The organism is Rhodococcus sp. 06-156-4, assembly GCF_002259345.1.
Lineage (GTDB): Bacteria > Actinomycetota > Actinomycetes > Mycobacteriales > Mycobacteriaceae > Rhodococcoides > Rhodococcoides fascians_E.
Genome location: NZ_NPGB01000036.1, coordinates 264,176 through 281,986 on the forward strand (window position 1 = coordinate 264,176; position 17,811 = coordinate 281,986).

15 protein-coding genes and 1 pseudogene are annotated in these 17,811 nt (G+C 64.7%); 7 read left to right on the forward strand and 9 right to left on the reverse strand.

The window, feature by feature from the left end:
* Window positions 1–5: 5 nt before the first annotated feature.
* The 4 genes from CH290_RS25895 to CH290_RS25910 all read right to left on the reverse strand — a co-directional run bounded on the left by CH290_RS25895 (window position 6) and on the right by CH290_RS25910 (window position 3,730).
* Entirely contained in the window at window positions 6–1,781 is a 1,776-nt protein-coding gene (locus CH290_RS25895) for an acyl-CoA dehydrogenase (protein WP_033189858.1), read from the reverse strand.
* A 57-nt stretch (window positions 1,782–1,838) separates the two neighbouring features.
* Window positions 1,839–2,504, reverse strand: coding sequence for a ScbR family autoregulator-binding transcription factor (locus CH290_RS25900; RefSeq protein WP_080734070.1), 666 nt, complete (start codon window positions 2,502–2,504; stop codon window positions 1,839–1,841).
* 64 nt (window positions 2,505–2,568) lie between these two features.
* Window positions 2,569–3,255, reverse strand: a complete 687-nt coding sequence (gene idi / locus CH290_RS25905; RefSeq protein ID WP_033189857.1) for an isopentenyl-diphosphate Delta-isomerase — start codon at window positions 3,253–3,255, stop codon at window positions 2,569–2,571.
* A 79-nt stretch (window positions 3,256–3,334) separates the two neighbouring features.
* Window positions 3,335–3,730, reverse strand: a complete 396-nt coding sequence (locus tag CH290_RS25910) for an acyl-CoA thioesterase (RefSeq protein ID WP_230621029.1) — start codon at window positions 3,728–3,730, stop codon at window positions 3,335–3,337.
* A gap of 172 nt (window positions 3,731–3,902) precedes the next feature.
* On the opposite strand from CH290_RS25910, the gene CH290_RS25915 reads away from it, so the two are divergent.
* On the forward strand, window positions 3,903–5,225 hold the full coding sequence (locus tag CH290_RS25915) for a glycosyltransferase family protein (protein ID WP_019663444.1): 1,323 nt from the start codon (window positions 3,903–3,905) through the stop codon (window positions 5,223–5,225).
* Between the two features lie 11 nt (window positions 5,226–5,236).
* On the opposite strand, the gene CH290_RS25920 is transcribed toward CH290_RS25915, so the two are convergent.
* Entirely contained in the window at window positions 5,237–5,800 is a 564-nt protein-coding gene (locus CH290_RS25920) for a TetR family transcriptional regulator (RefSeq protein WP_033189855.1), read from the reverse strand.
* 109 nt (window positions 5,801–5,909) lie between these two features.
* On the opposite strand from CH290_RS25920, the gene CH290_RS25925 reads away from it, so the two are divergent.
* Window positions 5,910–6,383 carry a DUF4334 domain-containing protein gene (locus tag CH290_RS25925; protein WP_019663442.1) on the forward strand — a complete coding sequence of 158 codons (474 nt, stop codon included), beginning with the start codon at window positions 5,910–5,912 and terminating at the stop codon, window positions 6,381–6,383.
* A gap of 2 nt (window positions 6,384–6,385) precedes the next feature.
* A complete protein-coding gene (locus tag CH290_RS25930) occupies window positions 6,386–7,474 on the forward strand; it encodes an NAD(P)-dependent alcohol dehydrogenase (protein ID WP_033189854.1) in 1,089 nt (362 codons plus the stop codon).
* Here CH290_RS25930 and CH290_RS25935 read toward each other — a convergent pair.
* Window positions 7,432–8,787: an MFS transporter gene (locus CH290_RS25935; RefSeq protein ID WP_230593881.1), complete on the reverse strand. Its 1,356-nt coding sequence runs from the start codon at window positions 8,785–8,787 to the stop codon at window positions 7,432–7,434. The genes CH290_RS25930 and CH290_RS25935 overlap by 43 nt on opposite strands.
* A 222-nt stretch (window positions 8,788–9,009) precedes the next feature.
* Here CH290_RS25935 and CH290_RS25940 point away from each other — a divergent pair, with 222 nt between their 5' ends.
* The 3 genes and pseudogenes from CH290_RS25940 to CH290_RS25950 all read left to right on the forward strand — a co-directional run bounded on the left by CH290_RS25940 (window position 9,010) and on the right by CH290_RS25950 (window position 13,078).
* Entirely contained in the window at window positions 9,010–10,689 is a 1,680-nt protein-coding gene (locus tag CH290_RS25940) for an AMP-binding protein (RefSeq protein WP_033189852.1), read from the forward strand.
* Window positions 10,690–10,723: 34 nt separating this feature from the next.
* A pseudogene (locus CH290_RS31195) lies at window positions 10,724–11,772 on the forward strand (phosphotransferase family protein).
* Window positions 11,773–11,791: 19 nt separating this feature from the next.
* Window positions 11,792–13,078 (forward strand): acyl-CoA dehydrogenase family protein, encoded by a 1,287-nt coding sequence (locus tag CH290_RS25950; RefSeq protein ID WP_170947557.1) that lies wholly within the window; start codon window positions 11,792–11,794, stop codon window positions 13,076–13,078.
* On the opposite strand, the gene CH290_RS25955 is transcribed toward CH290_RS25950, so the two are convergent.
* A complete protein-coding gene (locus CH290_RS25955) occupies window positions 13,047–13,637 on the reverse strand; it encodes a 3,4-dihydroxy-2-butanone-4-phosphate synthase (protein ID WP_052061823.1) in 591 nt (196 codons plus the stop codon). The two genes, CH290_RS25950 and CH290_RS25955, sit on opposite strands and share 32 nt — an antisense overlap.
* 1 nt (window position 13,638) lies before the next feature.
* Complete coding sequence (locus CH290_RS25960; RefSeq protein ID WP_033189851.1) at window positions 13,639–14,034, reverse strand: nuclear transport factor 2-like protein; 396 nt, start codon at window positions 14,032–14,034, stop codon at window positions 13,639–13,641.
* A 258-nt stretch (window positions 14,035–14,292) separates the two neighbouring features.
* On the opposite strand from CH290_RS25960, the gene CH290_RS25965 reads away from it, so the two are divergent.
* Window positions 14,293–16,911 (forward strand): LuxR C-terminal-related transcriptional regulator, encoded by a 2,619-nt coding sequence (locus tag CH290_RS25965; RefSeq protein ID WP_052083206.1) that lies wholly within the window; start codon window positions 14,293–14,295, stop codon window positions 16,909–16,911.
* Between the two features lie 36 nt (window positions 16,912–16,947).
* Here CH290_RS25965 and CH290_RS25970 read toward each other — a convergent pair whose 3' ends face one another.
* A complete protein-coding gene (locus CH290_RS25970) occupies window positions 16,948–17,784 on the reverse strand; it encodes a mycofactocin-coupled SDR family oxidoreductase (protein ID WP_033189850.1) in 837 nt (278 codons plus the stop codon).
* Window positions 17,785–17,811: the final 27 nt, after the last annotated feature.

The following is a 17,811-nucleotide window of genomic DNA, read 5'->3' on the forward strand; positions in this document are numbered from 1 at the left end:
AGGGGTCAGAACCAGGCCGGGTCCGTCTCGAGGGTGGTGAGGTCCAGGCTGGACAACAGTGCGAACTGGGGTCCGGTCCTGGGCAGTTCGTGGCGGAAGAAGTATCGGGCGGCCTGACGTTTGCCGTCGTAGAAGTCGCCGGTCTTGCCGTCGGCCGCGTTGTGCTGTTCCAGCCACATCCACGCAATGACGACGTGGCCGACGGCCTCGAGGTACACCGACGAATTCGCGAGTGCCACCTCGGGATCGCCGGTGCCCCACAGAGTTGCCGTGACCTCGAGGACGCTCCCCCATGCGGACTCGAGCGCCGACGCGTACTCGTCGGTGCCGAGTTCACGGGCACGACGGATGGTTCCGTCGATTCTTGTTCCGAGCAACGGCAGGGCTGCCCCACCCTGCATCGTCACCTTGCGGCCGAGCAGGTCAAGCCCCTGAATGCCGTGTGTTCCTTCGTGAATGGGATTGAGCCTGTTGTCTCGGTAGTACTGTTCCACGTCGTAGTCACGGGTGTAGCCGTATCCGCCGTGCACCTGGATGGCCAGACTGTTCGCTTCGAGGCACCACTGCGACGGCCAACTCTTGGCTATCGGTGTCAGCAGGTCCAGGAGCAGCGTCGTCTCGCTGCGCACCGACTCGTCCTCGGTGGTGTCCTGCTCGTCCACGAGCTTGGAGCAGTAGAGACCGAGGGCCAAAGCACCCTCCACGTAGGACTTCTGCGCCAACAGCATCCGCCGGACATCCGCGTGCTCGATCAGCGCAACGGGCGGCGAGGACGGATCCTTCACGCCGAGAGCACGACCCTGTGTTCGGACCTTCGCGTACTCGACGGACTTGAGGTAGCCGACGTACCCCAGCGAGATCGCCAGGAAGCCGACACCGATTCTGGCCTCGTTCATCATGTGGAACATGTAGCTCAAACCACGATGCTCCTCGCCGACGAGGTAACCGACCGCGCCGGGGCCACCGTGCACGGCATGCGTTCCGTCGCCGAAATTCAGCAGCGTGTTCGTCGTACCCCGGTTGCCCATCTTGTGATTGAGACCGACGAGTGTGACGTCGTTGCGTGTACCGTCCGGCAGCACCTTGGGCACGACGAACAGTGAGATGCCCTTCACTCCGGCGCCGCCGCCCGCGGCTTTCGCCAGGACGAGGTGCACGATGTTCTCGGTGAGCTCGTGATCTCCTGCGGAGATCCACATCTTGGTGCCGGTGAGGCGGTAACTACCGTCGTCCTGCTCGACCGCACGCGTGGTGATGTCGGCGAGCGACGACCCGGCCTGCGGTTCGGACAAGCACATCGTCCCGAAGGACTTGCCCTCGAGCATCGGGCGGACGTACTGATCGATCTGTTCCGACGTGCCGTACGTGGCGATCAGGTTGGCGTTCGCCATGGTCAGGAACGGATACGACGAGGTGGACGCGTTCGCCGCCTGGAACCAGGCCATCGCAGCCCGCGCGACGGTGGTGGGAAGCTGCATCCCGCCGAGCGATTCGTCGAACTGTCCGGCAATCAGACCGGACGCCGCGTAGATGTCCAACGCAGCCTTGACGTCGGGGATCATCTCGACGGTACCGTCGGTGCGCATCCGCGGCTCGGTGGCGTCGGACAGCTTGTTGTGCGGCTCGAAGTGCTTGCGCGCGATGTCCGCACACAGGTCGAGGACGGCGTCGAACGTGTCCTTGGAGTGTTCGGCGAATCGCTTTCGGGTCGTCAGAGACTCGACGTCGAGCCACTCGTAGAGGAGAAAGTCGAGATCACGGCGGGACAGTACGTCGGTCATGAGAGATTCCGTTCGCGCAGGGAAATACCTACAGGCTAGCCCGCCGGCGAACGCCGATCAGGCGCTTACGCCGACGTCCGACGTCGAGACGGACCAGTCCCGCGGCTCGCTGAGCGCGAGTGCACGCGTCCGTTCCAACGCCGCGGGATCCGTGATCGAGGGGAGCAGCAGCTGCCACATGTCCGACAATCGGGCGTAGAGATCCGCCCTCCCGCTGAGCACCTCCGACAGGGTCTGAACACCGGTGAACGCACCGACCACGAACTTGGCCAGCGCCTCGGTGTCGACTCCGTCGGCGAGGTCGCCCTCCTCGGCTGCCCTGTCCGCGAGCAGTTGGATCGAGTCGATCCAGTCGCGGTACGGGCGCTGAACCGGTCCTTGCATGCTGCCGATCTCGAGCGTCAACCGCATCCCGCCGCGGGCCATCGGCTCTTCCAGGAGTTGGCGTGCCATCTCCTGGCTGACGCAGATCATGCTGTCCAGCGCGCGCGGAACCTCTGCAGTGATCGCACGTACACCATCCATCGCAAGCTGATGTTGGGCGTCGATGACCGCATGGGCGAGCTCCTCCTTCGAGGAGAAGTGGAAGTACATCGCGCCTTTGGTGACTCCGGCGTGCGCCAGGATGGTCGACAGACTGGCGGTTCCGTACCCGTGCTTCTCGAAGCTCACCGCTGCACCGAGCAGCACTGCTTGACGTGTGTTCTCAGCTCTTTGCTGCACGAGCACCAACCGATCCTGAAACTCGCTCGCGTGTACGCGAGGCAGCCGACATGTAGTGCACTGGTCAACTATATCGGGTCGGGGTCGGTTGTTCGAATGACCCAGCCATTCCTTGGCGTGCACCGACGTCGTAGACAGCCGCCCCGGGAAGCTCCGAGGCCTCCCCCACCGGCCAGGCCGAGGGCTCGTCGCCCAGCTCCCGCAGCTGGTCGATCTGCTCCACGCACCACGGCGACACCGCACGCCCCCGGGCCACGTCGTCGACGAACTGCACCCACGGCACCCACGTGGCGTCGGCGACCTCGTCGGGATCGACCACCGGGTCCGGACCGTCGTATTCGACGCCGAACACGGGGCAGATCTCGTACTCGACGATTCCGTCGTCCATAACCGCCCGGTAGCGGAAACGAGGTAGCAACAGGAAGGGGCTTCCGACCTCGATGCCCAACTCCTGCCGCAGGCGCCGAACGACCGCGCCGCCGAGATCCTCGCCCGGCGCGGGATGGCCGCAGCAGCTGTTGGTGGTCACACCCGGCCACGTCTTCTTGTGCAGCGCGCGCCGCGTGATCAGCACCTCGCCCCGCGAATTGAAGACGTAGGACGAGAACGCGAGATGCAACGGTGTGGTCGTCGTGTGCACGGTCGATTTGGGGTGGGTGCCGATGGCCCGCCCGTCCTCGTCGACCAGAACCACGTACTCGGTGGTCACCTCGTGCGAAGTCGAGGACTCGGGGTGCGACGTCGAGGTCATGTGCCCATGTTCCCAGACCGAAGGCGAGTTCAAACGTCAGCGTTCACACATCGTTCTCCGGCGGCTGGATGCCGAGTATTCATGCACCCCGCGTCGGGTGCGAGTCCGAGGGCGTGAGGAACGCGCGCTGCTCGTCCGACAGTCGCTCGGCCCGTCCGTCGACGACGTGCACCAGTACGAACGTGGACACGGCCGCACGCTCACCACCCTGTTCGATGGCGACTCGTACGGTGATGGACGTACGGCCGACCTTCGTCGCGACGACGTCGACCTCGGCGACGCCGGTGAACAGTTCCCGCGAGAAGTCCGCGGTCACGTTCGCGACCATGACGTCCAGGGCCGTCAGCCGACCGTCGCTGACGTGGCTCAACGCATCGGCCCACGCCTGGCTCGCCAGTTCCAGGGCGAGGTACGCGGGCACATGTGCGGCATCGACGGTCGCCCCGTCCCGCGCAGGCCTGTGAGTCAACGGCATCGACGCTCGGTACATGGCCGGGACGCTACCGTTCGTCAGCGCCGAGGCATCGGTGAGCCTTTCTCTTCCCCGTCCCGAAGCGCGGTTCTACCATCCATAACAAACCTCTCGACTTTTTCTGAGCTACAATTGTTCTTCGAGTCGGTTTCACTCTCACAGATCGCTGCCAACAATGAAGTCCCTGCCCACGCTCTCTCGAACGAACTCCACCGCACCCACGCTGATCTTCATGGCCGGTGCACCGATGGAGTCGGCGACCGACGACGCGGCACTCGCGAAGGCTCTTGCCGAGTTCGCGCACGTCGTCTGGGTCGAGCCGACCTCGTGGGACACGCCGGGATCTGCCGCGGGGTCCGAGCGCGGCCCGCGTCGTCGACGCAGGACCACGAGGTCGGAATTCGTCCGCATGTCACCACGCTTCTCCCGGGTCAGGACGTTCGTGGGCACCCGCCCCCGGTCCGCTTTGACGCGCGCGCTGGCACGGCGCGCCACCGATCGCGCGATCGCGTCGGCACTGACCGAGCTCGGAACCACGTCGGATGCCGTCGTTCTGACCGATCCCGTCGGCAGATTCCCCGTCGACGTGGGCGGACACCGTTTGCTGTACGTCACCGACGATTGGGTGAGCTCGGCGCCGAGCCGCGGCCTGTCACGGCGCGCTGTCCTTCGGTCCATCGAGGTCAACTGCAGTCGCGCCGACACCGTCGCTGCGGTCTCTCAGACGCTGGCCCTACGGCTGCACCTGTACTCCAAGACCTTCGACGCGGTGCGCGTCGTGCACGCAGGGTGCACGCTCCCGGAGACGGACTTCGAGACGGGCACGGACGCACCGAGCAATAATTCCGGCGCACCGCGTCGCACCTGCCCGGCAGTGTTCGTCGGCGACCTCGACGACAGCATCGATTACGACATGCTCGACGCGGTAGCCGCCACGTCGCTGAACATCGCAGTGATCGGTGACCGCTCGCCTCGGCTGTCCTCGGCGGGATCCGCGCGTGTCGACGCGTTGTTGTCCAGGCCGAACGTCCAGTTGCTCGGCTCCCGCACCGGCGCATCGACGGACGGGCACCCGGCTGCGGAGCACGAGGCGGTTACGTACATGGCGGCAGCCGCAGTCGGGCTCGCTCCGCACACCCTCGACGCGGGCACTCGGGCGCGGTTCCCGACGCACACCCTCGACTATTTGGCTGCCGGCCTACCGGTCGTCACCACCGAACTACCGTCGACGCGGTGGCTGGACTCCGAGCACGTCACTATTGCCCACACTCCGGACGAGTTCGCTGCTGCGGTCTCGGCACTCGCACGCGCCACCGCTGACCCGGAGGCTGTGGCCTCTCGCCGCGAACTCGCGTCACTCCACACTTGGTCCGCGCGGGCGACCCTCGTCCTACGCCTGATGTCCATCTATCGCGAAGCCCCCACCGGTGCAACCGATTTCGGTGGCACTCGTCAGCCGGGTCGATCCCGGGCACCGCACGTCGACCGCCGTCGGTAGCCACCGCCGGATCAACCGTGCGGGGCCGCGATTCTGCGCACCGCCTCCACCGCAGCCGCGCGTCGCGCTTCGTTCGGTCTGCGACGGTCCCCCGCGCCGTAGTGCCCGACGGCGAACGACATGACCACGTCCGTCACCACCATGAGCAGTTCGACACTGTCCCAGGAGTCGTCGATGCGTCCGTCTCGCTGGCCGGAACGGATGTGACCGATCTTCGCGGAGATCGCCGCCGCCCGGGAATCGTCCGTCGGCCGGTGCGACTCCTCGAGGTCGGCCCACCTCTGGAGACGCACATGATCAGGGAACGCCACGAACTCGTCGAACAGTCGCCCTGCGTACCCCGGGAGGTCGTCGCCTCGGAGGGCGGTGTGAGCCGTCGTCGACGCGACCCACCTCTCCGACACCGCGGCGAAGAGTTCTTCCTTGCCGGCGAAGTACGCGTACAACCGCTCCTTGCTGGCTTTCGCCTCGGAAGCGATGCGATTGATCCGCGCCCCGGCGATGCCGTGACGGGCGAACTCCGCCTGTGCAGCATCGAGAATGCGTTCGCGAGTGGCTTCGCCTGCTGACCTCACGCCCTGATCCTAATTCCTGCGGCAACATCGTCGAGTCGGGAGCCTTGCCGAACCAATCGGTTCGGCGTAAGTTCCGAACCAAATGGTTCGGCAACTAGAAGGAGATCCCGTGGATATCGCCGACGCACGCTCGAGGTTCACCGAGCTCGCGAACAAGACCGACGGTGTGCTTCCCGCCGACCTCGACGCAGTGTGGTCCGCACTCGAGCCGGTCCGCGCGGAAGACGTGCTCGGTGCGTGGAAAGGATCGCAGTTCTTCACCGGACATCGCCTGTGCCGCAAGCTCACCGCCGGCAACTGGCATGGGAAGAATTTCGAATCACTCGAGCGGGCACAACCTCTGATCTGCAGAAACGACAACGGTGAGCTGTATTCGGACATCGAGACCGGAGGCGGCGAAGCGAGCCTGTGGAACATCGAGTTCCGCGGGGAAGTGACGGCCACCATGGTCTACGACGGCGCACCCATCTTCGACCATTTCAAGCGCGTCGACTCGAACACGTTGATGGGCATCATGAACGGGAAGCCCGCGCTCGTTCTCGACGGCGGCCACCACTACTACTTCGCCCTCGAACGCGAGTGACCATGCGCATGTCCGCTGCCGTGTCGCGGGGACCGAACACTCCGTTCACGCTCGAGCAGGTGAATATCGACGATCCGCGCCCGGACGAGATACTGGTACGTGTCGCCGCAACCGGACTGTGCCACACGGACCTGTTCACCAGAGCAGCGACGCCCGCGAAGTCCGGGCCCGCGATCCTCGGCCACGAGGGCGCGGGAGTGGTCGTGGAGGTAGGGCGCGAGATCGAGGGTGTTGCACCGGGCGATCACGTCGTACTGACCTACCGGCATTGCGCTCGGTGCGACCAGTGCCTACGAGGCAACCCCGCTTACTGCCTGCGTTCGTACTCCCTCAACCGCCTCGGGCCGAGGCCGGACGGCACCCATGTGGTGACGTCGGACGGAGCTGGAGTGAACACCCGGTTCTTCGGTCAGTCGAGTTTCGCCGAGTACGCGATCGCGCATGCAGACAACGTGGTGGTGGTGGACCGCACTCTGGACTTGAATGTGATCGCTCCGCTGGGGTGTGGATTTCAAACCGGCGCCGGTGCGATTCTCAATGTCCTTCGACCCGAATCGGATTCGTCGGTAGTGGTGTTCGGTGCAGGCAGCGTCGGATTCTCGGCGATGCTCGCGGCGAAATCGGCCGGTGTCCAGGCGATCGTCGCGGTGGATCCAAACGACACCCGTCGTGATCTTGCGCGGTCGTTCGGGTTCGAGGCAGTCGATTCCGCTGCCGGAAACGTCGTGGAACAGGTGCGCGACGTCACCGGAGGCGGCGCGACGCACGGGCTCGACACCACCGGCATTCCCGCCGTCGTACTCACCGCTCTGTCGACCCTGCGAGCTCGCGGGGACCTCGTCGTTCTCGGACTCGGTGACCGCGAGCTGACCATCGACGTTCAGGATCTGATGCTGAGCGGCAAGAGCATCAGAGGGTGCATCGAAGGCGACTCGGTCGCGAGGGAGTTCATCCCACAGCTGACCGACCTGTACGCCCGTGGCGACTTCCCGGTGGATCGCCTCACGACCGAGTACCCCTTCTCGGACCTGGAACGCGCGATCGCCGATCAGCGTGCGGGCTCCGTGGTCAAACCCGTGCTCGTGTGGTGACGAGCCCTGACCGTCGCCAGCGCAACGAGCCCGGCCACCGCGAGCACCATCACGAAGAACGCAGGTGACAGGATGTTTCCGGTCCTTTCGACCAACCACACCGCGACGAACGGGGCTGTGCCACCGGCGATGATGACTCCCAAGTTCCATCCCATCGCGACTCCGGTGTAACGCGAGCGCTTGTCGAAGAACTGCGGAATGATCGTGTAGACACCCACCTGCGTGGCCGTGCTGTTCAGCATGATGACGACGAACGCGAGTGTCGCGACGACGATGCCGTGGTGCATCAGACCCATCATCGGATAGGTCAGCGCCACGAATCCGACGAAACCGATGGTCATCAGCCTGACGGTGCCGATCCGGTCTCCCAGTACACCAGCGAGAGGCATTGCCAGAGCGGCGATTCCGATCGCGAGTGTTGCAACCCAAAACACCGAGGTGGAGTCGTAACCGAGTTGCTTGGTGAGGTGGATGGCCATGTAGGTCAGTCCGATGTACGCGGTTCCGTTCACTGCAGCACTCAAGGCCGTTGCCTGAGCAAGTGCGCGAGGCTGTTTCAAGAACACTGCGCTGAGCGGGGCGCTCGACTCGTGGGCGTCGGAGGCTCCGGACGCCGACTTGCCCAGCCCTCCGTCTGCATCGTGCGTCTCCTCGACGCGGGTGCGGATCCACAGGCAGAAGACCGTCAATGGAAGGGCAAGCAGGAACGGGACTCTCCACCCCCAGCTGTCCATCGATGCGTCCGTCGTCAGCGCCGACACGGCGCCCGCGACGGCAGCTGCCAGTGCGAACCCGCCGGTCGATCCCATCGGGGTGAACGCGCCGTACGTGGCCTTCAGATGCGAGGGCGCCGATTCCGAGATGAAGGTGGCCGATCCTCCGACCTCACCACCTGCCGAGAATCCCTGCAGCAAGCGTACGAGGACGAGCAGAACCGTCGCCCAGACGCCGATCTGCGCGGGCGTGGGCAGAAGGCCCATCGCTGTGCTGCCGACTCCCATGCACACGAGAGTCGCCATCAATGCTTTCTTACGTCCCAACCGGTCACCGACATGGCCGAACACGATGCCGCCCAGCGGCCGGACCAGGTACGCGGTCCCGAAGACCGCCAAGGCGGACAGCAGCGACACGACAGGCTCGTCGCTCGGGAAGTAGATCGGCGCGATCACCACCGCCAGGTAGCCGTACAGGCTGAAGTCGTAGTACTCGATCAGCGTGCCCACGCCACCGGCCAGCGCGGCGCGGCGGGCGGTTCTCCGCTTGGCCGGCGTCCACGAGTCGGCGGTCGTCGAGCTGAGATTCTGTGCGGTCATGTGTATCGACTTTCTCGTCATGAGTGTGACCTGCGTCATTCGGAATGATGGGCACCGAACGATCGATTGTCAACTACTGAACACTGTATTTCCGCGTTCAAGTGCACAGATAGCGTTCTGTCGACTCAGGTCGAGAAACTTGACAAGCGATCGCTCGGCCCCAACGATGGTGAGAAATCGATCACTGCACGACGATCGCAGGACCTAGGACGAGGCGGAACAGTGAAGCAGCTCGACGACACCCTCCGAACCGACGATCGCCCGTGGACCGACCTGTATCCGAGCACGGTCACGCCTGACGCGGCGTCGGCTTTCCCGACCCTGCTGGATGCGTGGAACGCACACGTGTCGGCGACGCCCGACGGTCCTTCGGTGCACTACCTCGGTGCCACCCTCACGTTCGGGGAGATCGACGCCGCTGCCGACGCGCTCGCGCAGACGGTGCACGATGCAGGCGTAGCACCGAAGGATCGCATCGCGGTGTACCTGCAGAACGATCCGCACTGGCTCGTCGCAGTCCTCGCCGCCTGGAAGATCGGTGCGATTCCAGTGGCCGTCAACCCGATGCTGCGGGCAGGTGAGCTGGAACATCACCTCGTCGACAGCGGCGCTACCGCGCTGATCTGCCTCGACAGCCTGTACACCGAGTCCGTCGCCCCGATTCGGGAGAAGACGGCACTCGACATCGTCGTCACCACGCATCCGCTGGACATGACCCCCGACGCGTCGGTGCCTGCGTCGTTGCGTGCACACATCCCTGCGCCACAGTCGTTCTCGGACACCATCGCATGGACAACAGCGGTCACCGGACGCGGTGCGCCGTCCACCCACCCGGCTGGTGCCGACGACATCGGCATTCTCACCTACACGTCGGGCACGACGGGCCGTTCCAAGGGAGCGATGAACCTGCACGGTTCGCTCGTGCACAATTCCACGGTCTACACCCAGTGGTGGGACCTGCGCGCAGATCGTGACGTGATCATCGGTGTCGCCCCCGTATTCCATATCACCGGCATCGTCGCGTGCCTCGGGATTCACATCGTCAGCGGTGCGCCCCTAGTTCTTCTGCACCGCTTCGACGCCGAGGAGACCCTCCGGGCGATCGATGAGTGGCGCGGCACGTTCATGATCGGGGCGAGCACCTTGTTCATCGCCCTCAGCAATCATCCGGCGAAGGACGAACTGGCCCTCGGTTCGCTCACCAAGACCCCGTCCGGAGGGGCACCCGTGTCGCCCGCGCTCGTGGATCGCGTCCGAGAGGCGACGGGGTGGGTGTTGCGCGGCGCGTACGGAATGACCGAGACGACGTCGCCGACACACCTCGGGCCGCCCGAGACCGATCCGCCGGTCGATCCCGACAGCGGCGCGCTGTCCGTGGGAATCCCGGTGCCGGAGGCGAACGTTCGTATCGTCGACCTGAGCGACGGACATGACCTCGGGCCCGGCGAGGTCGGGGAAATCGTCGTGTCGGGCCCCATGGTGGTGCCAGGTTACTGGCAGATGCCGGAGGAATCCGCTCACGCGATTCGCGACGGGTGGCTGCACACCGGCGACGTCGGCAAGGTCACCGAGGACGGCTGGCTCTTCGTCGTGGACCGGCTGAAGGACATGATCAACGCAGGCGGCTACAAGGTGTTTCCCCGCGACGTCGAAGACGTGCTGTACCAGCATCCGGCGGTGCGCGAAGCTTCCGTCGTCGGAGTCCCCGACGACTATCGCGGCGAGACCGTGAAGGCGTTCGTCTCGCTGACGGCGGGGGCGTCGGTGACACCCGAGGAGCTCATCGAATTCTGCAAGACCCGAATGGCAGCCTACAAGTACCCCAGGGAACTGGTTGTGCTGGAGGAACTTCCGAAGACCACGAGCGGAAAGTTGCTTCGCCGCGAACTTCGGAACTCCTGACGGCGCTGCTCGAAACCTTCGAAAGGGACTGGTAATGGACACCACGACGGTGGACGAGCTGGACGTGGTTGCAGTGCGCGAGTGGTTGGCCCGCGTGGAGTCCTCGCCCGTGAACGAGCTGACCGCTCGCCTCATCGCCGGGGGGCGTTCCAATCCCACCTACGAACTGGGTGATGGCAGCAGAAACTGGATTCTGCGTCGCCCTCCTCGGGGACACGTCCTTCCGACCGCCCACGACATGGGCCGAGAGTATCGAGCTCTGACGGCGCTGAGAGACAGCGCAGTACCCGTGCCGAGAACCGTCGGACTCTGCGAGGACACGACGGTGATCGGTACGACCTTCTACGTGATGGACAAGCTCGACGGCGTCACTCTCCGCACCCAGGAGGACACTGCGACACTCAGCGAGTCGCAGCGCCGCACGCTCGCGGAGTCGATGTCCACCGTGCTCGCTGATCTGCACTCCATCGACCCCGCCGCGGTGGGCCTGGCGAACTGGGGCAAGCCCGACGGGTTCCTCGAGCGGCAACTCGCCCGCTGGCTTCGGCAGTGGGACGCATCCGCGACCTCGGAACGGCCCGAGGTCGCCGAACTGCACCGCCGACTACGCTCAGGCTTCCGCCGCGGAGCTATCCGGGAATCGTGCACGGCGACTTCAAGATCGACAACATGATGGTCAACCGTTCCGATCCGACGAAGATTCTGGGTGTGCTCGACTGGGAGATGTCCACGCTCGGAGACACCCTCACGGACCTCGGAATGCTGTGCTCGTTCTGGGACCATGCCGGTGAGTTCCACAATCCGATCACCGCAGGTGCCACCGCACTGCCCGGTTTTCCCACCCGCGACGCGATGGTGCAGCGGTACCTCACGACACGCGGTATCGACGTGCCCGACATCGACTGGTACCTCGTGTTCGCCGACTTCAAGATTGCGGTCATTCTCGAAGGCATCCACGCGCGTCACGCCCAGGGTCACACCGACGGCGAGGATTTCTCACGCGTCGGCGACATGGTCGGGCCGCTGCTCGGCCGCGCGCTCGATCGCGCATATGCTTCCTCAGTCACCGGCCTTGCCGGCTGAACAGTCAAAGGACATCGCCATGACGCACGCCGTGAACACTTCCGCCATGCCCGCTGCCGTCGACGTCGCATCTCTGGATCTTCGTCCGTCCGAGACCGCGCTGCGTTTGCGCGAGAGCTTGGTCGAGTTCATGCACACGCACGTCTTTCCCGCCGAGGCCGAGTACGAGCGCTACCGCGCCTCGGTGGGCCCCGAGGACAGCTCGCTTCCTCCCGTCGTCGAGACGTTGAAGAAGGAAGCGCGCGCACGCGGTCTCTGGAACTTGTTCCTCCCCGCCTATTCCGGGATCAGCCAGCTCGACTACGCAGGACTCGCCGAAATCACCGGGTGGAGTTTGCATCTGGCGCCCGAGGCCACCAACGGCCAGGCGCCGGACACCGGCAACATGGAATTGCTTCATCTGTTCGGCACGGAGGAGCAGCAGCGGACGTGGCTGGAGCCGTTGAAGGAAGGTGAGATTCGGTCCGCGTTCTCCATGACCGAGGTCGAGGTTGCAAGCTCCGACGCCACCAATATCCAGACCCGAATCGTCCGCGACGGCGACCACTACGTGATCAACGGCCGGAAGTGGTGGACCAGCGGTGCAGCCGACCCGCGGTGCCGGTTGCTCGTCGTCATGGGCAAGACCGACCCCGACGCTCCGACGCATCGTCAACAGTCGATGGTGCTCGTACCGATCGATACTCCGGGTGTGACCGTCGTACGCGATGTTCCGGTGTTCGGCCGGCTGGATCAGCACGGGCACTGCGAGGTGGTCTACGACGACGTCCGAGTACCCGTCGCCAACATTCTCGGCGAGGAGGGCGCCGGTTTCGCGATCGCGCAGGCACGCCTGGGCCCCGGCCGTATCCACCACTGCATGCGCGCACTCGGTGCTTCCGAGCGAGCACTGTCGTTGATGGTGTCGCGGGCGCAGTCCCGCGTCGCGTTCGGCAAGCCGCTCGCGGAACAGGGTGTGGTGCAGGCCCAGATCGCCGAGTCGCGCATCGCGATCGATCAAGCACGCCTGCTGTGTCAGTACGCATCGAAGATCACCGACGTGCACGGCAACAAAGCCGCGGCACCGTACGTCTCGGCCGCCAAGGTGTCGGTCCCCCGGGTGGCGCTCGACGTCATCGACCGCGCCATCCAGGTTCACGGCGGCGCAGGCGTCAGCGACGACGTGCCACTCGCCGCGATGTACGGCTGGCATCGGGCCATGCGCATCTTCGACGGCCCGGACGAAGTCCACGTGCGTACCATCGCGAAGTCCGAACTGCGCGGAGGTCCAGCGGTCAGAAGTAGGCGTACTCCGACATTCGGATGACCGGCACTACCCGGCTGCCCTGCCGCAACGCTGTCGTGTCGTCACGGATGGACGTTTCCAACGCGGTGAAGACCGCCGATCCTTCGACCAGTTCCGCGATCAGGTCTGGTCTGGTGGGACGCTCACCCGACGCAAGCACGGGAACGAGGTGCCCTGGTCGGGTGAACTCACACGCCAGTGCATCGCAGTGCGCGAGCGCGCGAGCAGTCGCGGCACGGTCGGCTCCTGAAATACCTGTAGTGGTGCCGTCGACTACATCCACCGACACCCTGGGTGAGCCCAGGTAGAACGAGTTGCGCTGGGACCAGGCGACCGGTGGGAGATCGAGTCGCTCACACGTCTCGTCGTCGACGGTGATGCAGACGAATCCCGATCCGAAGCGAATCAGATGCGCCATCACGGAAACGTCGACGCCCTGCGCTGCGACAACCAGATCACATCCGGTTCCACGAAGATCGTCGACCACCACAACAGGTGCACCCTGCGACAGCGCAATTCGGGCACGTCGGCGTGCGGACCAGGAACGGGCGGGTACGTAATGCCGCGTGGCGGTGGTCATCTCAGACCGTGATCCCGACACGCGACCAGAACGCCTCGAAGCTGGACGGCACCATGTCGGTGCCGCGCACGACCTTGCCGTCGACGAAGCGGTGCGTCATGACCATCGTGATGTCGAGTTCGTCGTCGCCGAGCTTGCGATACGCACGAATGTTGGCGGACACCAGTTCGTCGCCGACGACCTCGACGCTGATGACCTCGTTGGCGGACGCATCCAGCTTGGCGAGCACACCGAACGCCTCGAGGAACTCGCCCTTGGTGTAGAGCCGCAGGGTGCCTTCGAGGGTGAATCCCGCCCACGTCAGGTCGTCGGAGTACAGCGCGACGAGGGGGCCGGGGTCGCCCGCGTCCGCCGCCGCGAATGCTGCCTTCAATGCTTCTGCATTCTGCTGACTCATGGGTGTCGAACCTCCGTGTCGTGATGATGAGACCCCTGACGGGTCCTGTGTCCTGAATCACTCTGCCCGCCCCGCCCCACTCCGAGAACCGTCCTACTACGTGGTCCGTTACTGGCGGAGGTTCACGCTGGTCCACGGCCTGTAACTTACGTCCGATCACCATGCGTGACCGAAGTTGACCCCCGCACATTGACAACGCAGCATCCGGTGAACGAGAGTGATCCACATCTCATTCCGATGACGTGCCGAGGAGGCCGTATGAATGCCGACGAGTGGCGCGAGATCCATACGCTTCGTTCGTCGGGAGTTCCCATCAAAGGCATCGCGCAGAGATTGTCGATGTCTCGCAACACCGTTCGACGCGCACTGTCCTTGGACGCGCCCCCGGACGACCACCGCAGCATTCGTCGATCCGCCGACGACCACGTCGATGCCTCGATTCGTGACATCATCGCCGGCGCACCGGAGCTCGGAGTCGGCGAGATCGGCCGGCGTGTCGGGTGGGACGGGGCGCGGACGACGCTGGTGCGCCGAGTCGACACGGCACGCAGGCAGTTGTCCGAGCTCGCCGAAGCGCCGCCCGAGTGCGAATACACACCGTCGCTGCCGAATTACGCGACACCGTTCGTCGGTAGGGATTCCGAACTGCGCACACTGCAATTGCTCATCGGCACCGAGCGCCTCATCACGATCAACGGTCCCGGCGGCATGGGCAAGACGCGGTTGGCCGTCCACGCCGCCAGTCGTTTCCGTCGAGCATTCGCCGACGGCGTCCGTGTCGTCGAACTGGCGTCCCTGCACATGCCTGAGCTGCTGCCGCAGGCCGTTGCCGACGCGCTCGGCATGTCGAATCGCGGTCTGCAGAGCACGGCGACCCAGAACACGTTGATCGACTACCTCGGTAGCCGTCGAATGTTGTTGGTAATGGACAACTGTGAGCATCTCCTCGATGCCAGCGCGGGACTGATCTCCGCTCTTCTGCGCGGCACGACCCAGGTGCACATCATCGCGACTTCTCGTGAGGTTCTCGGCATCCCGGAGGAGCATCGGTTGGCGTTGCAGCCCATGCACACCACTTCAGGCATGCAGCGTGCCGCACCCGGTGCAGTGGAACTCTTCGAATCCAGGGCGTCGGCGATCCTTCCGACGTTCTCGATCACTCCGTCCAACCGAGACGCGGTCGAGCGGGTCTGCGCTCGCCTCGACGGAATGCCACTGGCGATCGAACTTGCGTGCTCGAGATTGAGTGTTCTGTCGATCGATCAGCTCGCCGCTCGGCTCGATCATCGCCTCGACCTCCTCACCGAAGGCAATCGAACCGGGCCGACCAGGCACCGAAGCCTTCAGGCCACCGTGGACTGGAGTTACGAGCTGTGCACCAGGGAGCAGCAATTGCTCTGGGCACGAACATCGGTATTCGTCGGCGGATTCGACCTGGACATGGCCGAGCAGGTGTGTGCAGGTAGCGGCATCTCCAGTCACGGCATTCTCGACGGCGTGTTCGCGTTGGTGGCCAAGTCGATTCTGCAGCGGATCGAGGAGAACGGTCAGGTCCGCTTCCGAATGCTCGAGACCCTGCGCGAATACGGATTCGCACAGTTGACGTCGGAGGAGGCCGAGGCGCTGCGCAACCGTCATTTCGCATGGTGCGCCGATGTGTTGCACCGCGCCGCAGACAGCTGGTTCGGCCCGGACCAGCTAACCACCAGCTCGTGTGTGCACGACAACCGCGCGGACATCAGGTACGCGCTAGAGCGTGCACTGCGCTCCCCCGATTCCGAGCAGGCGCGTCGCGGTGCGAACCTGATCGCCGACGTCTGGTTCCTCTGGGCGTGTGGGATCTCCGTCCCCGAGCATCGGCTCTGGCTGGACCGGGTGATCGGGCAACCCGAGTTCGCCGACATCCGAGACAGGGCTTCGGCCACGGCCGGTCTGGTGATGACGCTCCAGGGAGACCGTGTCGCCGCCGACGAGGTGTTGCGACGTGCGATCGAATCAGGTGGCGACGATCCGCTCGTGCGCGCGTTCTCGACGCATGTGCTGGGTCTCAACGAGTTCTTCGACGGCCGATTCGACTCGGCTGTCGACTTCTTGACCACCTCACGCGAGCTCTACCGCCATATCCCCGAGCGTGTGGACCTGCTGTGCACCATGAAGATTCATCTGGGAATGGTGTACAGCTTCACCGGCAAGCTCGACGAGGCCCACGCCGCGTTCGAATGGGTCAGGGTTCTCGCGGAGGACAGCGGTGAGACCTGGCTTCGTTCGTACGCCGTCTACGGCCTAGGGCTGGTCGCGCTGGTGGCCGAACGATTCTCCGAAGCAGCCGACTTCGCGGTGACCGCGCTCGATCTGCACCGGGCGTTCGACGACGTCGTAGGAACTACGCTGATGACCGACCTGCTCGCGTGGGCCGAGGCAGAATCCGGATCTGCCGACCGCGCAGCGGTACTGCTCGGTGCGGCGTCGGCGATGTGGGGTTCGTTCGGCGAACAGCTCTACGGTTCCGAGCACTGGATCGACAAACGAGAGACGTTCGAGCAACGAGCGCGCACTGCTTTGGGTGCGACAGAGTTCGAGGAACACCGCGCGTCGGGTTCGACCATGTCGGTCTCCGAACTCACCCGATACGCACTCGGCGAGACTGCTCTGACGAGTCCGTCCAAGAATACGTCCACTGCGGCCGTACCCGTCGTCGCGCTCTCGCCCCGCGAGCGTGAGGTCGCCGAGATGCTCGCGCAGGGCATGTCCAACAAAGACATTGCCGCCACACTGGTGCTGTCACCACGCACTATCGAAGGCCACGTCGAACGCGTTCTACAGAAATTGGGGATGAGCCGCAGACAGGAAGTCGCGGGGTACTTCCAGACGGTCTAGCGGCGCGACCCGACGACCCGGGCCGCGCCGTGAGAACTAGACCTTGCTCAGGGCGCCGGCATCGATCGGCAATGCGATGCCCGTGACATAGCGTGCTGCGTCCGAGGCGAGCCATACGACGCCGTTGCTGATGTCCACCGCGTCGACCCACGGAACTGGCAACGTGTTCATCGCGCCCTGACATGCTTCACGGAAGTCGTCCTGGGTCGGATGTTCCAGATCGGGACGAAACAGCTTGTACATCGGCTCGTTGTCGATCATGTCGGTCAGCACCGACGTCGGATGAATCGAGTTGCAACGAATGCTGTACTGACCCAGCTCGTTCGACGCAGTACGTGCGAGCCCGGTGACACCGTGTTTCGCAGCGACGTAGTGCGCGAAGTTCGGGAATCCTTGAATCCCGCCGGTGGACGAGATCAGAATGATCGAGCCGCCCTCACCCTGGGAGATCAGGTGCGGCACCGTGGCGCGCATCGTCTTCCAGACGCCCGAGAGATTGATGTCGATCATCTCGTCCCACTGCTCTTCGCTCAGCTCGTGCAGTGGGGCGGAGGAAAAGATGCCGGCGTTGGCGACGACGGTGTCCAGACGCCCGAGCTCCGCAATACCCTCGGACACAGCCGCTTCGAGCTGTCCGAGCTCGCGCACGTCGGCGACGACGGCGTGTGCACGACGGTCGAACTTCTCGATCTCGCGAACCGTCTGGTCCAGATCCTCACGGGAGGATCCCTTGTACTTGGTCGTCTCCGGCTTGCTGCAGAGATCGACGACGATGACGTCGGCACCTTCTTCCGCGAGCCGAACTGCGTGCGAACGTCCCTGTCCGCGCGCGGCTCCGGTGACGAGGGCTACTTTTCCTTCGAGCTGTCCCACTGCGTTCTTCCTTCTCTGTCGACGGGT

What these genes read in the sequence shown, in the direction of transcription:
- CH290_RS25950 (WP_170947557.1), top strand. Translation starts at nt 11,792, where the DNA reads ATGACGCACGCCGTGAACACTTCCGCCATGCCCGCTGCCGTCGACGTC.
- CH290_RS25960 (WP_033189851.1), bottom strand. Translation starts at nt 14,034, where the DNA reads ATGAGTCAGCAGAATGCAGAAGCATTGAAGGCAGCATTCGCGGCGGCG.
- idi (WP_033189857.1), bottom strand. Translation starts at nt 3,255, where the DNA reads ATGACCTCGACGTCGCACCCCGAGTCCTCGACTTCGCACGAGGTGACC.
- CH290_RS25910 (WP_230621029.1), bottom strand. Translation starts at nt 3,730, where the DNA reads ATGCCGTTGACTCACAGGCCTGCGCGGGACGGGGCGACCGTCGATGCC.
- CH290_RS25965 (WP_052083206.1), top strand. Translation starts at nt 14,293, where the DNA reads ATGAATGCCGACGAGTGGCGCGAGATCCATACGCTTCGTTCGTCGGGA.
- CH290_RS25915 (WP_019663444.1), top strand. Translation starts at nt 3,903, where the DNA reads ATGAAGTCCCTGCCCACGCTCTCTCGAACGAACTCCACCGCACCCACG.
- CH290_RS25930 (WP_033189854.1), top strand. Translation starts at nt 6,386, where the DNA reads ATGCGCATGTCCGCTGCCGTGTCGCGGGGACCGAACACTCCGTTCACG.
- CH290_RS25935 (WP_230593881.1), bottom strand. Translation starts at nt 8,787, where the DNA reads ATGACCGCACAGAATCTCAGCTCGACGACCGCCGACTCGTGGACGCCG.
- CH290_RS25895 (WP_033189858.1), bottom strand. Translation starts at nt 1,781, where the DNA reads ATGACCGACGTACTGTCCCGCCGTGATCTCGACTTTCTCCTCTACGAG.
- CH290_RS25955 (WP_052061823.1), bottom strand. Translation starts at nt 13,637, where the DNA reads ATGACCACCGCCACGCGGCATTACGTACCCGCCCGTTCCTGGTCCGCA.